The sequence below is a fragment of the Spirillospora sp. CA-128828 genome, assembly GCF_050945415.1.
Taxonomy (GTDB): Bacteria; Actinomycetota; Actinomycetes; order Streptosporangiales; family Streptosporangiaceae; genus Spirillospora.
On sequence record NZ_CP191986.1, the window covers coordinates 8,269,095 to 8,283,062 of the forward strand.

Below are 13,968 nucleotides of genomic sequence, written 5' to 3' on the forward strand. Positions count from 1 at the left end.
CTCAGATGGCACTGTCGCGGTCCTTCCAGTACGGGTCGCGCAGCTTGCGCTTGAGGAGCTTGCCGTTGGGCTCGCGCGGCATCGTCTCGATGAAGTCGATGGACCTCGGCCACTTCATCTTGGCGAGCCGTCCCTCCAGGGACGCGAGGATCTCGTCCGCGAGCTCCGGGCCCGGCTCCACGCCCTCGGCGGGCTCGACGACCGCCTTGATCTGCTCGCCCCACTCCTCGTCCGGGATGCCGAACACGGCCACGTCCCCGACCTTCGGATGCAGGATGATCTCGTTCTCGATCTCGGCGGGGTAGATGTTCGCGCCGCCGGAGATGATCATGTCGGACTTGCGGTCGGACAGGAACAGGAACCCGTCCTCGGTCAGGTAGCCGATGTCGCCGACGGTGAAGAAGTCCTTGAGGCGGTTCTTCTCCGTCTTCTCCTTGTCGCCCTTGTACTCGAACTCGACGCCGGCCATCTTCATGTAGATCGTGCCGTGCGTCCCGGCCGGGACGGGGTCCCCGTCGTCGTCAACGATCAGCAGCTCGCTGATCGGCCACGCGTTCCCGACGGTGCCGGGGTGGGCGCGCCAGTCGGCCGGGCTGGCGATCGTCCCGCCGCCCTCGGTCGCCGCGTAGTACTCCCAGATGCAGTCGCCCCACCAGTCGAGCATCTGGTGCTTGAGCGGCACCGGGCACGGCGCCGCCGCGTGGATCGCCCACTTCATGCTCGACACGTCGTACCGGGGCCGGACGTCCTCGGGCAGCGCCAGCAACCGCTTGAAGTGCGTCGGCACCATGTGGGTATTGCTCACACGGTGTTCCTGGATCATCCTCAGGGTGTCTTCGGCGTCCCACCTGTCCATGTAGACGAGCGTGTGGCCCATCTGCAGGGCGGTTCCGCCGAACTGGGTGACGGCCGTGTGGTAGTTCGGCGAGGTGATCAGATGGGCCTGGTGCTCGCCCCCGGCCGGGAGGCCCGGCGGAATGCCGAAGAGGCCGAGCAGGAACGTCATCAGCTCGGCGCTGTCGTCGGGGTCGATGCCCATCAGCGCCCGCTTGACGCCCTTGGGCCGTCCCGTCGTCCCGGACGTGTAGTGCATGGTGGCGCCGTTGCTGCGGTCGTCCGGAAGGGTGTCGGGCCGCCCGTCGACCAGCTCCGCATACGGCCGGAAGCCCTCGACGTCCCCGATCGCGAAACGCCGGTGAGCCTCGATCTCCTCACCGGCCCGCGCGCCCTCCTCGGCGTAGCGCTCGTGGACGAAGAACGCCTTCGCCTCGCTGTCGGCCACGATGTAACCGATCTCGGGGCCGGTCAGGTGCCAGTTGACCGGCGTGTAATACCAGCCTGCCTGGAGCGCCGCCAGGTACAGGACGAGTCCCTCGACGCCGTTCGGGACGAGGCCGCAGATGCCGTCGCCCTTCTCCAGGCCCAGGGCGCGCAGTCCGTGGACGAGCCGGTTCGAGCGGGCCAGCAGGTCGCCCGCGGTGTGCTTCGTCCCGTCCGGATCGACGGCGGCGACCCACCCGGGGTCGGCCTGCGCCAACCGCCAAAAGCCCAATGACCCCATCGGATCTCCCTACGTGATCACAGCGAGCACCGACACCCGGAGCGGCGCCCGGCAGCCAAAGTAGATCACGTTCTCGTTTTGCAGTTCAAGCCCTACCGGTAGGGCGACGCCTTAACTAGAATCTGTTCTCGTTTAATATCTGAGCTGGAGGAACCCATGGCGGAACGGCTGCCGATCAGCACCGAGCACTGCGTCGTCGAGCGCGACGGACACGTCGTCATCGTCACGATGAACCGGCCCGAGGCGCGCAACGCGCTCAGCTCCTCGATGCTGGTCGGGCTCGCCGACGCCTGGGCCTACATCTCCGACACCCCCGAGGTGCGGGTCGGCATCCTCACCGGAGCGGAGGGGACGTTCTGCGCCGGCGCCGACCTGAAGGCCATGGGGCAGCAGCCGTCCGACCCCCGTGTCCAGGAGCGCATGGCCCAGATCCCGAACTTCCACTGGAAGGGTCTCCTGCGCGAGGGCCAGCCGACCAAGCCGCTCATCTGCGCCATCGAGGGTTACGCCGTCGCCGGCGGCACCGAACTGCTCGTCGGCACCGACCTGCGCGTCGTCGCCGAAGGCGCGACCCTCGGCCTGTACGAGGCCAAGCGCGGCCTGTTCCCGATGGGCGGGTCCGCCATCCGGCTCCCCCGCCAGATCGGCTACGCCAACGCGATGGACATCCTCCTCACGGCCCGCTCGGTGACCCCGCAGGAGGCCCTCGCGATGGGCCTGATCAACAAGATCGTCCCGGACGGCACCGCGCTCGCCGCCGCCCGCGAGCTGGCCGGCCAGATCGCCGAGTGCGGCCCTCTCGCCGTCCAGGGCATCCTGCGCACCTACCGCGAGACCCAGCACCTCTCCGAAGAGGACGCCCTCAAGATCTCCGACGAGATCGGCTGGCCCGTCATCGGCTCCGAAGACGCCAAGGAGGGCTCCCGCGCCTTCAAGGAGAAGCGCCCCGCCATCTACCACGGCAAATAGCACCTTCCACGGCGACCCGCTCGTGGCGTCCGGTCGTCAGGACCGCGTCCACGGGCTCGCGAGAAGGACGACCGGGAGCAGCAGGACGATGGCGACCGCCGTCCCCGTCGCCCCACCGCCGACGGCCAGCAATGCCCGCACGCCCGGCCCGGGGAGCACCACGCCGATGCGGTTCCGGTAAGGCCCGGACCTCACGCGGATCTCCTCCGCCAAGGCCGCCATCCGGCGTCCCCGCGTGAACGGCCCCAGCATCCGGCACGGCAACCGGACGATTTCGCCCTGCGCCGTGAGAAGGAACAGCCCGTACTCCGGCGAGTTCCTGCCCTTCGGCCGGATGGAGATCCCCGCTATCCGGTCCCAGGGAATCGCCTCGTCCTCTTCGCCGCGTCGAAGCGTCACACCGTGGGCGTCGACGAGCGTCCGGAAACGGGGCGACGCGCGACGCGCGAACACCACGAGCTGGATGGGGAGCGCCACGAACGGCACGGCCAGGAAGGTCCAGGTTCCGCCGGCCGCCACCAGCACCACGGCGACGGCGAGCATGGCCGCGGACAAGGCGTTCAAGGCGAGCCACCAGCCGGTGGACGGCCGCAGAACCAGCGGCTCCGGCCCAGGCGCGGGGAGCATGCGGGCAAGGCTAGCGACCGGGGACGATCAAGGGCCAGACCGTCATCGGCTCCGAAGACGCCAAGGGGAGCTCCCGGGCCTTCAGGGAGAAGCGCCCCGCCATCCACCACGGGGCATGCGGGCCAGGTGAGCGCCGGGAACGATCAGGGGAACGCGGGGACCGGGTCCGCACCGCTTCCGTCCCGGCAGGCACCGAAGGGGGATAAGGGTCGCCCGAAAAGGGGTGGGTGGTTTGTGGGGGTTCTGGGGTGGCATCGCTGGGGCGAAGCGAGTCACGGAAGGACTGAGCAGGCCATGGCCTTGCACATAGGACGCAGGCGGCGCGAGACCACGGAGACGACGCCGAGGCGGCAGCTCTGGCCCCGGCGGACGGCGGCGGACGGCGCCTCGAAGACCACGGTGGTCCAGCGGAAGCCGCGGAGGTGGCGGCGCAGCCGGCACAACCCGGTGAGCACGATGATCCTTTCCGCAGGCTGGGCCGCCGCCGCGATCCTCGCCCTCGGGATGCTGCTGACCTGGGGCGACGCGAATCCGGGGAACACGCTGGTGGACGCCGTACTCGACGCGGGGCGCTGGCTCGCGACGCCGTTCCACGACGTGTTCACGCGGTCCGACCCCGACGAGCAGCTCTACATCAACTGGACTCTCGCCGGCGTCGTCTACTACGTCCTCGCCCGGGCCCTGTCGTGGATGACGCGCTTCTGAGAAGCGCGTCATGAGGCCCCGGCCGGCGCTGCTGGGGAACAGCGGCGGCCGGGGCCCGCGGGGCGGTCAGCCTTCGGTGATGGCATTGAGGCGCTCGATGGCCTCGACGTACTCCTCGATCAGGTCGTAGACGACCTGGGCGGCGGGCTTGACCTGGTTCATCGAGCCGACGATCTGGCCGACCGGGAAGGTGACCAGCTCACCGTCGCCGGAGCGCTGGATGCGCGGCAGGGCGTCCGCGATCAGCATGAACTGCATCGGCATCGGCAGGTAGCCCGGCGACTTCTCGCTCTCCCACGCCTCGGTCCACGCGGTCTTGAGGAAGCGGGCGGGCTTGCCCGTCCAGGCCCGGGAGCGGACGGTGTCGCGGGACGTGGCGTTCAGCAGCTTCGGCAGGGCGCGCTCGGGGGTGTCGGCCTCGTCCACGGTCAGCCAGATCGAGCCCGTCCAGACGCCGTCCGCGCCGAGCGCCATGCCGGCGGCCATCTGCCGGCCCCGCCCGATGCCGCCCGCGGCGAGCACGACGGTGTCGGCGCCGACGGCGTCCACGACCTCGGGGATGAGGACCATCGTGGCGACGTCGCCGGTGTGACCGCCCGCCTCGGTGCCCTGCGCCACGATGATGTCGACGCCGACATCGACCTGCTTGCGGGCGTGCCGCGCGTTGGAGGCGAGGCCGGCGACCTTGACGCCGTGCTCGTGGGCCTGCTCGACGACGTCCGCCGGAGGCGGGCCGAGCGCGTTGGCCAGCAGCGCGATCGGGTGCTTGAGCGCCACCTCGACCTGCGGCCGCGCGGTCACGTCCGTCCACCCGAGCAGCGCCTTGCCGGCCTTCTCGCTCGGCGGTTCGACGCCGTGCTCGGCGAGCAGCTCCTCAAGGAACTCCTTGTGCTCCGCCGGGATCATGCCCTGCAGCTTGCCGAGCAGCTCCTCGGCGTCGCCCATGTCGGCGCCCTCGTACTTGGCGGGCATGACGACGTCCACGCCGTAGGGCTTGCCGCCCACATGCTCGTCGATCCACTTGAGCTCCAGCTCAAGCTCCTCGGGGGTGAAATGCAGGGCGCCGAGGACGCCCATGCCGCCGGCGCGGCTCACCGCCGCGACCACGTCGCGGCAGTGACTGAACGCGAAGATCGGGTACTCGATGCCGAATAGTTCGGTGACTCGTGTCCGCACAGCCCCGACCCTAAGCGCGCACACGCAAAACTGCAACAGGTTCTAGTTGCAAATCTCCCGACCAGCGCACTTCACCATTCGACATAGAACACGTATCACCTGGAGTGGGGCGGAGTGCGAGGCCGTGACCGATCGCCGGAGCAGGGCGCGCCGGGCCGTTGGAGGCGCAGGACGCCGGCTGCGGGCCGGGGATGCGTCAGCGGCGGCGGGTGGGGCCGGTGGCCTTGCGCTGCTGGCGTTGGCTGCCGGGGGCCGCGCGGCGAACGGCGGCCGGGCGCGGCGCGGGGGGCTTGGGCGGGCCGGACGGGGTCATGTCGCCGAACTTGCCGTCGGCGCGGCGCGGCGCCTCGATGCGCGGGGCCTCGCGGCGGGCCATGCCCAGGGAGCCTCCGACGAACAGCAGGATCAGGCCGAGGAAGATGGCGGCCCCGGGGAGGTAGCTGCGCACGAGGTCGATCTGCAGCGCGGTGCTGTCGGCCGTGTCGACGAGGCCCCTCTGGTCCTTGTCGACGGTGATGAGATCGGCCTGGGCGACGATCATCGAGCCCTTGCCGTCCGGGGTGCGGACGGTGCTGCGCACGTTCTCGCGGTGCTTGACCGGGATGCCGGTGCGCGGGTCGACCCAGACCGTGTTGTACGCCTCGGTGTAGCGGTCGACCTTCTGGTCGCCCGCGTCCTCGGGCAGGCCGAGCATCTTGGCCGGCAGCTTGGCGTCGAGCGCGGCCGTCTTCGTCAGCGGGATCGTCTGGGTGAACCGGTACGTCGTGAGGCCGTGGACCTTCTCGACCGCGTTGAACTGCATCGGCGCCGACTGCTTGGTCGTCATGTCGAAGAACGGGTAGTCCCGCTTCCCGACGTTCCCGAGCGGGAACAGCAGCCCGTAGCCCGACATCCGCACGGTGTTGTCGCCGTCGACGTTGGTGCCGCAGCAGTTGGTGAGCAGGCCCGTCCGGCGGTCGAACGCGATGCGGAAGCCCTGGATCTGGATGGGCTTGTCCGGATCGGCCTGGTCGTAGATGTTGGTCGTGGAGTCCCAGACCGCGATGTCGTCGTCGCCCTCGTTGGCGCGGACGTCGCCGCGGACGGTGTTCTTGGCGAGGAGGGTGACGCCGGTCTTCAGCTTCAGGCCGGCCTGGTCGAAGTACGTCGAGCCCTTCGACTCCAGGTTCGTCACCTGGTACCGGTTCAGCGGCGCGACGACGACCTGGTCGGCCACGTAGAAGCGGACGAGCGGCGCGAGCGTCAGGAAGAAGGCCCCCAGGCCGATCAGGACCAGGCCGACCGGTCGCCGCATGAACACCTCCGGGACTGCCCTCGTGCACACGGCCGAGGGGCCACGTCCAGCATGTCCGGGTCACCCTACCGGAGCGGCGTACTGGTCGGTAAGCTCCTCGTTACCTCACCGGCCCCGCGAACGAGGCGCCCAGCCGGCGGACGACAGGAACAGCGAGGTGGCCGCATGGCCTCGGCGCCCCCCAGGCAGGACGGGCCTCGTCTCGCCCCTGGACATCGGGCCACTCTGGCGCGGTCCGTGCGGCTGCTGAGCGCGTTCCGGCGCGAGCAGAGCGAGCCGGAGTACTTCTACGGGCTGATGGCACGTGACACCGTCGCGCAGCTCGGTTCGTACACCGACCTGGACGGCGCGACGGTCATCGACGTGGGCACCGGGTCCGGGTTCTTCGCGCGCGCGTTGACCGCGGCAGGGGCACGCTGTACCGGCATCGACCATGACCTCGCCGAGCTGACCGCGCACAACGTCCCGGGGCCCAACACTCTGGTCGCCAGCGCACTGGCCCTTCCGTTCCGGACGGGCTCAGCCGACGTGTGCTTCTCCTCGAACGTGCTGGAACACGTCCCGGATCCGTGGCGCATGGCCGACGAGATGGTCCGCGTGACCAGGCCGGGCGGGACGGCCTTCCTGTCGTTCACCAACTGGCTGTCCCCGTGGGGCGGCCACGAGACTTCACCCTGGCACTATCTCGGCGGCGACCGTGCCGCCCGGCGCTACGAGCGCCGGAACGGACGTCCGCCGAAGAACCACTTCGGGCGGTGCCTGCACCCGGTGTCGGTGTCGTCGGCGCTGAAGTGGGCCCGCAACAACGACGACGTGACCGTTCTGGACGCTCTGCCCCGCTATCACCCGCGCTGGGCCGAGGGTGTCGTCCGCATCCCCGGTCTACGCGAGATCGCCACCTGGAACCTCGTCCTGATCCTCAGGAAGAAGACTTGACATCCTCCCCCTCGGTGAACGAGGGGATTCCAACAGCAACTACTGCCCCCGTAAGGAGGAGGTCGTGTGGAGGTTCACGGTTCGACGGCCCGTCCAACGGCAGGCCTCCCCGTGCAGCAACCGCATGCCCTGCGGCCGTATCACGAATATTGCAGGCCGCGTTCACATCTGCATTGACCCGAAACCCGCAAGCCACGCACGAGAAGACCGCTTGGCTCTCACGGCTCTCCACGGCGACATGTTTAGAGATCCTCGACCGCGATCATGTCGAACCGGCGGGCCAGATCGGTGGAGGTCTTCTCAATCCAGTCCTTGCGCCGGTCGGTCTCACGGGCCCGCAACCGCGCGAGCACGGCCTTGACCCGGGCGCGCCGCTTGGAACCCGGCTGGGCGCGGGCGAGTCTGCGCAGCAGCCGCGCCAGCCGGGCCCGCTCCGTCTCCCGCAGCCTGGGGGCGTGCAGCAGGTCACCGGTCGACAGCGCCGCGCTGACGGCCACACCGCAGTCCACCCCGACCACCTCGCCCGTACCTGGCGCGGGGATCGGTTCGGGGATCGCGGCGAACGCGACATGCCAGCGGCCCACCCGGTCGCGGGTAACGCGGAACGATTTGACCGCGTTGGGGACGGGCCGGGACCAGCGGAACCGCACCCACCCCACCTTGGGGATCTTCACCTGGCCGACACGGCGGGAGACACGCCGCACGTCGCCGGGTTTGACCGCCACGATCCGGAACCCTTCGTGGCGTCCGGCCTTGCGCCAGTTCGGGCGGCGGTGGGTACCGGCGAAGAAGGCCGCCATGGCCTGGGCGAAGTCCTTGAGCGCCTGCTGCTGCACCGTCACCGACCCTGCCCGCAACCAGGCGAACTCCGCCCGCGCCCGCGTCAACTGGCGGCACTGCTCGGCGAACCCCGGCGCCGACCTTCGCCCCGGCCGCCAGCAAGCGTGCTGCTCGACGGCCAGGTTCCATACGAACCGGGCATGCCCGCAATGCTCCAGCAACGCCTGCTCCTGCACAGGCGTCGGCTGCAGACGGTAGCGAGACATGCCCGGAAAGCTAGCGGCCGCCACCGACAAAACCCGCAGTCCACTCTGCAGACCATCGTGTGGCATCCTCCCCGTCCCGGAGGACGGGTCCTCCACGCCGGAGCCGCCGGGTGAACCCGGCCAGGCCGGCGGCGCCGCCCATTTCGGGGCACCAGGACACCCTGGACGGCGTCCGGGCCGTGGCCGCGCTCGCCGTCCTCGTCTTCCATGTCGCCAGCGCGGCCGGTTCCATCACCAACCCGAACGGCGTGCGCTGGCTGTTCAACGGCGGCCAGGTGGGTGTGCCCATCTTCTTCACGCTGTCGGGGCTTCTGCTGTACCGCCCGTGGGCGGCGGCCGTCCTGGACGGACGATCCGCCCCGCGAACCACCGAGTACCTGCGCAGACGCGTGCTGCGCATCATGCCCGCCTACTGGGCCGTGATCGTGGTCTACATGGCCACGGCAGGCCGAGACCACATCGGCGACCCCGTGACCTGGGGTTCGCTGCTCACTCTGACGCACACGTATCTGCCCGATGCGTGGTGGGACAGCGACCTGGGCCCGGCGCAGATAGGGCAGCTCTGGAGCCTCGTCGTCGAGGCCGGCTGGTACGTCACGCTGCCCTTCACCGCAGCGGTCCTCGGCTGGTACGCGCGGCGGGTGCGGACGCACGACGTCGGCGTCCGGGCCAGGCGTCTCCTCATCGGCATCGGCGTGTACGGGGCGCTGTCGTTCCCGTGGACGGCGTTCATGTTCGTCCCGGACCGGCACTCCCAGATGGGGATGTGGCTTCCCCGGTTCTTCGTCTGGTTCGCGATCGGGATGGCGCTCGCGGTGGTGACGGTGTGGGCGCGGCTGGACGAGCGGCGTCCCGTGGCCGCGATGTGCCGGGCCGTGTCGGACTCGTGGGCGGCGTGCTGGGTCGCGGCCGCGATGCTGTACGTGGTGGCGGCGACGCCCGCGGCGGGACCGCTCAGCCTGCAGACGGCGGACGCCTTCTGGACGTCCGTGCTGCACCTGATCGTGTACGGGCTGTGCGCGGCGGCGCTGGTCGCGCCGGTGGCGCTGGCGCCGGCGGGGCAGCCCGCGCTCGGCGCGATCCTGGGCAACCCGGTCATGCGGTTCCTCGGCCGGATCTCCTACGGCGTCTTCCTGTGGCAGCTGCTGATCATCGTTTCCTGGTACGACGCGACGGACCGCGGCTTCCGGGGGGATGTCGCGACGGATCTGCCGCTGATGGCCGCGGCGACCATCGCAGCGGGGACTCTGAGCCACTACCTGGTGGAGTGGCCGGTCCAGCGGCTGACCCGGCGCCGTGACCGGGCCCGCCCGGCCCCTGCCCGGGCGCCGTCCAGCTGAGCGAGATCCGGCCGCCGGAGTCGCCGCCGCCGGGCGGCACGGGACGCCACAGCTCGACCGCGATCCGCCCGACGACCACCAGCCCGAGCAGTTGCGGGGCGATGTCGCCGACCGGGCCGGACGGGGCGGCGGGGTTGTCGAGCAGGTCCAGCCGGAGCCCGGCGGCGAGGAAGCCCGTCCCGGCGAGCATGGCGAGCGCGACCGGCCACGGTGAGGCCAGGGCGCGCGGGACGGCGGAGCGGCGGGTCCGGGCCCAGCCGCACACGGCGGCGGTCCCCGCCGTGACGGCGAGGCCGGGCACCCCCGCGATCCAGCCGCCGAGGAGGGCGGCGAGGCCGATCGCCGCCCATGCGGGCCAGCCGGTCCCGGCGACGAGTGCGCGGGGCTCCGGACGGCGGCCGCGCCTACCCGGCCAGCAGGCGACGACCAGCAGGACGAGCAGCAGGTTGAGGCCGGCGACGACGGCGGTCCGCTGCGCCCGGTCGGGTGTGTAGGTGAGCTCGACGACGCCGGCGGTGCCCGCGGGGACGACCCAGCCCTGTTTCCACCCGTCCAGCCGGACGGGCCGCAGTTCGGTGCCATCGGCCGTCGCACGCCAGCCGGTGTTGAAGTTCTCGTTGACGGTGAGGAAGGAAGCGGTGCCGGCGTCGACCTCCAGCTTGCGGGAACCCGCCCCCCAGCTGACGATCTTGACCTGCTGCGGCGGCCGCGCCGCGGCGGCCGCCTCCGGCTTCGCCCCGACCGTCACCGTGTCGACGCGATAGGAGTCGAACGGCACGGAGGTCAGATGGTTCTGGCCCGCCTTGAGCTCGGCCTGGGCGCACGAGACGAACCGCAGCGGGCGCCCGGCGAGCAGGTCACCGAGGGTGCCGGACGCCTTCGTCTGGACGGTTCCGCTCCGGTCGCCGCCCCTCCGCCCGTTCCCGCCCTTGGCCCTGCCTGCCGGGGCGGCGCCGGACCCACCGATGTGCAGTTTCGGCCCGTATCCACACTGCAGCCGCAGCGGGTAGGTCCGCACGTCCGGGATCGGCTTGACGCCGGGGATGGTCAGCTCGGCCACCTGGACGGGCTGGGTCCGGCTCTCCCGGAAGAAGGTGAACGTCAGCCGATCGGTCGTCATCGGGGCGAACGACAGCCTGCCCTGGGCGTCCGACAGCCCTTCGCGGGTCTCGCCCCGCTCGCCCTCGACACGGACGCGGATCGGGCCGGACGCGCCCTGAGGCCGCGTGACCGTGACCGTGGACAGCCGCTTCCGCCCCCTCCACCGGACGCCATAGGTCGGCGACTCCTCCTTCTCCCCGGCGATCCAGGACGTCGCCTGGTCACCGTCGAAGCCCGATCTGGGCTGGTCGGCGGGATGGCCGGACAGCGTCGAACTCGCGGTGACGACCGGCTGGCCGTGGACGCCGGTGTACCGGTCGATGAGCCGCCGATCGGTGAGGACGGCCGTCCCGGTGACGGGGGCCTTGCCGGACACCGGCGAGGTGAACGTCCGGTCGAAACCGGAACCCTCCTCGTCACCGGAGCCGAGAGACGGCGAGCACACCCATCGCCGGTCGCCCTTCATGCACTCGCCCGTCGCGCCCGGAGCCCGGCTCATGACGTACGTGGCGGGGCCATCGGTTCCGGCGGGCGCGGGCATCGTGTAGGTACGGGTGGGTTTCACACCCTCGACGGTCACGTCCGCCACGCCCGCGCGCGCGAACGCGGGAACGGCGGGTTCGGAGGCCAGGGCGGTGATCCGCAGACGCAACCAGCGAGTGGAGCCCTCGGGCGCGCGGAGGGCCTGGGCGGTCGCGATCTTCTGGACGTCCTGCTCCACCGCCCCGTTCTCGGTCTCGACGGCGACGCGGGAGATCGAAGGCCCGAGGGAACCGTCCTGGACGAACGTGGCGGTCAGATTCCGCACGTCGCGCGGCTTGTCGAAGTCGACGCGGAGCCACTGCCCCGTCGGCCCGTTCCAGCCGCCGGTCTCCCAGGCGGTGAACCGGTCGCCGTCGAAGGCCGCGTACGGTGTCGCCTCGGGCTTGCGGGCCTGCGGGATCGCGTCTTCACCGGCCGCCGACGTGGAAGCCGTGACGTCGCGGACACCGCCGCCGTACGTCACGTGGGTCGCGTACCGCTTCCACCCCTTGTCGAGGACGTCGGTGGCCTCGCCCTTGTGCGCGGCCGAGAGCGTCGGGGACGTCTGGTGCAGTTCACCGAAGTTGCGGCGCAGCAGCCGAGGCGAGTCGGTCACGACCGGGGCGCCCCTGAGGTCGGGGGCGTCGTCGTCCAGCAGGACGGGCCCGTCCGGCAGCACGTCGTCGTCCGCCATGGCGAGCAGCGACTCCGGCCCCCCGTACACGCGGACGGGATCGGCCGCGCCGGCGAGGTTCGCGACGTCGGCGGCGCCCTCGACCTCGTAGACCTCCAGCGCAGGGTACTTCTGGTCGATGGCGGACACGGCGTCGTCGGCGTCTCCTCCGACGGGGGCGCCGAACGAGGCGGCCCGGCGCATGCTGGGCGAGTCCTCCAGCGCCTCGTGCAGGCGGGCGGGCCAGGCGCCGCGCAGCGTCTCCCGCCGCAGGTCGTTGCGGACCAGGACGTACCGGACACCCATCCGGCCGAGGAAATCGCTCAGCCCCGGGGACCCCTGCCCTGACCGCACCTGCTGGTCGATCGCGTCCAGCGCCCGCGTGTACCCCGGCGACCCGGCCGGGACGAGCTGACGGACGCCCCACCGCGCCGACAGCAGCGGCTGGACGATGTCGTCCATCGGACGGCCCCACAGGTACTCGCCGAACGGCGCGCCCGGCACGGCCAGCACGCCCTGCCGGCCCGCCCGCGCGTTGATCCACGACGCGGCGTCCCGCCAGTAGCCGGGCACCTCCCTGAAGTCGCCCGGCCCGGTGAGGCCGTGCGAGGCGGCCGTGACGCCGATGCCGCCGAGCGCGACGGCGGCGGCGACCGGCAGGCCGGCCAGGGACCGCAGTGTCACGCCGAACACCGGCGCCGTCCCGCCGCTCAGGCTCCGCACCGCGCCGTTCCGGTCTCCCCCGCCCTTCCGGGCACCGGCGTCCTGGACACGGCGGGCCGCCGCGACGAGGACGTGGGCGAGGCCGAGCGCGAGCGGCAGCCGGACGACCGCGTCGAACTTGTGCAGGTTGCGCAGCGGTGCGAGGGGGCCGTCCAGCAGGTCGCGGAGCTGGTGCGCGAACGGGCCCGGGATGTCGCTGATATGGCCCATCGACAGGATGGCCAGCCCGGCGAGCAGCGTGACCAGCAGGAACGTCCGTTCCGGCAGCAGCCGGCCGAGCAGCCCCGCGAGCCCGAGCGCGGCGACGACTCCCGTGCACACGACCGGCACGGGGCTGAGCGACAGGCCGTGCCCGACGGGCCACCAGACCTGCCCGTCCACGATCAGGTAGTTCACCCAGCGTTCCGCGCCGCGCAGCACGTTGATCAGGCCCGTCGGCCCGGTCGTCGTCTCCGCCTTCTCGGTGTAGGTCAGCCAGGAGAACCCGTACGTCCCGGTCAGCAGGAGCGGAGCCAGCCACCAGGCCGTCGCGCCGCCGGCGCACAGGGACCACCAGGCCAGCATCCGTGCCCGGAACGACCCTCGCGGCCTCGTCACCATGTACACGACCGGCACGACGAGGACGGCGACGGTCGCGGCCGCGTTGATGCCGCCGCAGCAGGCGATCGCCAGCCCGGACCCGGCCGCGGCCTTCAGCCGCCCGCGCTCGCCGGACGCCGCGCCCACCAGCGGCAGCACGATCCACGGCAGCATCGCGGCCGGCAGGTACTCCGAGGAGATCTGCCCGAGCGTGGCCAGCCCGTTCGGGGCCAGCGCGTAGGCCAGCGCGGCGAACGGGCGCGTCCCCGGGCCGCCGATGCCGAGCCGCCCCGCCAGCCGCCACGTGCCGGTGAACGCGAGGCACATCAGCAGCGCCAGCCAGAACCGCTGGACGACCCACGCGGGCATGCCGGCCATGTCGCCGAGCGCGAAGAACGGGCCCATCGGGAACAGGTAGCCGACAGCCTGGTTCTGCAGCTGGCCGAACTGCTCGGCGTCCCACAGGTGCAGGGCGCGGCCGAGGAACCCGAGCGGGTTCACCGCCATGTCGATCTTGGTGTCGGCGAGGATCGCGCCGGGCCGGGTGCCGAACGCGAGCGCGGTCAGCGTCAGGCAGCAGGCGAGGACGCGCAGCCGCTCCCGCAGCCGGGCGGCGACGTCCGGGCCGTCCGGCCCGCCGCCGGACGCAGGCTGAGGAGACGCACCGGCGCGAGGCGGATTCGCCTCTCCCACAGCCATGCTCGCCCTCCGCCCCT

General features: G+C 71.6%; 10 protein-coding genes and 1 pseudogene. 4 read left to right on the top strand and 7 right to left on the bottom strand.

Annotation, left to right across the window (positions count from 1 at the left end):
- Position 1: 1 nt before the first annotated feature.
- Positions 2-1,561 carry an acyl-CoA synthetase gene (locus tag ACQPXG_RS39770; protein WP_433464307.1) on the bottom strand — a complete coding sequence of 520 codons (1,560 nt, stop codon included), beginning with the start codon at positions 1,559-1,561 and terminating at the stop codon, positions 2-4.
- Positions 1,562-1,717: 156 nt separating this feature from the next.
- Here ACQPXG_RS39770 and ACQPXG_RS39775 point away from each other — a divergent pair, with 156 nt between their 5' ends.
- Positions 1,718-2,530, top strand: coding sequence for a crotonase/enoyl-CoA hydratase family protein (locus ACQPXG_RS39775; RefSeq protein ID WP_433464308.1), 813 nt, complete (start codon positions 1,718-1,720; stop codon positions 2,528-2,530).
- 36 nt (positions 2,531-2,566) lie between these two features.
- On the opposite strand, the gene ACQPXG_RS39780 is transcribed toward ACQPXG_RS39775, so the two are convergent.
- Complete coding sequence (locus ACQPXG_RS39780) at positions 2,567-3,157, bottom strand: PH domain-containing protein (RefSeq protein WP_433464309.1); 591 nt, start codon at positions 3,155-3,157, stop codon at positions 2,567-2,569.
- Positions 3,158-3,451: 294 nt separating this feature from the next.
- Between ACQPXG_RS39780 and ACQPXG_RS39785 the strand changes: the two genes are divergently transcribed.
- On the top strand, positions 3,452-3,862 hold the full coding sequence (locus ACQPXG_RS39785) for a hypothetical protein (RefSeq protein WP_433464310.1): 411 nt from the start codon (positions 3,452-3,454) through the stop codon (positions 3,860-3,862).
- Between the two features lie 66 nt (positions 3,863-3,928).
- Here the strand turns inward: ACQPXG_RS39785 and ACQPXG_RS39790 are convergent, their stop codons facing one another.
- Together ACQPXG_RS39790 and ACQPXG_RS39795 are read right to left on the bottom strand one after the other, a co-directional pair.
- Positions 3,929-5,038: an NAD(P)H-dependent flavin oxidoreductase gene (locus ACQPXG_RS39790; RefSeq protein ID WP_433464311.1), complete on the bottom strand. Its 1,110-nt coding sequence runs from the start codon at positions 5,036-5,038 to the stop codon at positions 3,929-3,931.
- A 196-nt stretch (positions 5,039-5,234) separates the two neighbouring features.
- Positions 5,235-6,332 (bottom strand): DUF3068 domain-containing protein, encoded by a 1,098-nt coding sequence (locus ACQPXG_RS39795; protein ID WP_433464312.1) that lies wholly within the window; start codon positions 6,330-6,332, stop codon positions 5,235-5,237.
- A gap of 165 nt (positions 6,333-6,497) precedes the next feature.
- Here ACQPXG_RS39795 and ACQPXG_RS39800 point away from each other — a divergent pair, with 165 nt between their 5' ends.
- Positions 6,498-7,268 (top strand): class I SAM-dependent methyltransferase, encoded by a 771-nt coding sequence (locus tag ACQPXG_RS39800; RefSeq protein WP_433464313.1) that lies wholly within the window; start codon positions 6,498-6,500, stop codon positions 7,266-7,268.
- On the opposite strand, the gene ACQPXG_RS39805 is transcribed toward ACQPXG_RS39800, so the two are convergent.
- Both ACQPXG_RS39805 and ACQPXG_RS39810 read right to left on the bottom strand, forming a co-directional pair.
- Positions 7,252-7,500: a zinc ribbon domain-containing protein gene (locus ACQPXG_RS39805; RefSeq protein ID WP_433464314.1), complete on the bottom strand. Its 249-nt coding sequence runs from the start codon at positions 7,498-7,500 to the stop codon at positions 7,252-7,254. The two genes, ACQPXG_RS39800 and ACQPXG_RS39805, sit on opposite strands and share 17 nt — an antisense overlap.
- A 10-nt stretch (positions 7,501-7,510) precedes the next feature.
- Entirely contained in the window at positions 7,511-8,314 is an 804-nt protein-coding gene (locus tag ACQPXG_RS39810) for an RNA-guided endonuclease InsQ/TnpB family protein (RefSeq protein WP_433464315.1), read from the bottom strand.
- Between the two features lie 110 nt (positions 8,315-8,424).
- Here ACQPXG_RS39810 and ACQPXG_RS39815 point away from each other — a divergent pair, with 110 nt between their 5' ends.
- Positions 8,425-9,654, top strand: coding sequence for an acyltransferase family protein (locus tag ACQPXG_RS39815; RefSeq protein ID WP_433464316.1), 1,230 nt, complete (start codon positions 8,425-8,427; stop codon positions 9,652-9,654).
- 1,837 nt (positions 9,655-11,491) lie between these two features.
- Here the strand turns inward: ACQPXG_RS39815 and ACQPXG_RS39820 are convergent.
- Positions 11,492-13,951, bottom strand: a pseudogene (locus tag ACQPXG_RS39820) (alpha-(1->3)-arabinofuranosyltransferase domain-containing protein); the annotation flags it as partial.
- Positions 13,952-13,968: the final 17 nt, after the last annotated feature.

Coding starts and splice junctions, on each gene's coding strand:
- ACQPXG_RS39785 (WP_433464310.1), top strand. CDS start 3,452: ATGGCCTTGCACATAGGACGCAGGCGGCGCGAGACCACGGAGACGACG.
- ACQPXG_RS39810 (WP_433464315.1), bottom strand. CDS start 8,314: ATGTCTCGCTACCGTCTGCAGCCGACGCCTGTGCAGGAGCAGGCGTTG.
- ACQPXG_RS39780 (WP_433464309.1), bottom strand. CDS start 3,157: ATGCTCCCCGCGCCTGGGCCGGAGCCGCTGGTTCTGCGGCCGTCCACC.
- ACQPXG_RS39770 (WP_433464307.1), bottom strand. CDS start 1,561: ATGGGGTCATTGGGCTTTTGGCGGTTGGCGCAGGCCGACCCCGGGTGG.
- ACQPXG_RS39795 (WP_433464312.1), bottom strand. CDS start 6,332: ATGCGGCGACCGGTCGGCCTGGTCCTGATCGGCCTGGGGGCCTTCTTC.
- ACQPXG_RS39775 (WP_433464308.1), top strand. CDS start 1,718: ATGGCGGAACGGCTGCCGATCAGCACCGAGCACTGCGTCGTCGAGCGC.
- ACQPXG_RS39800 (WP_433464313.1), top strand. CDS start 6,498: ATGGCCTCGGCGCCCCCCAGGCAGGACGGGCCTCGTCTCGCCCCTGGA.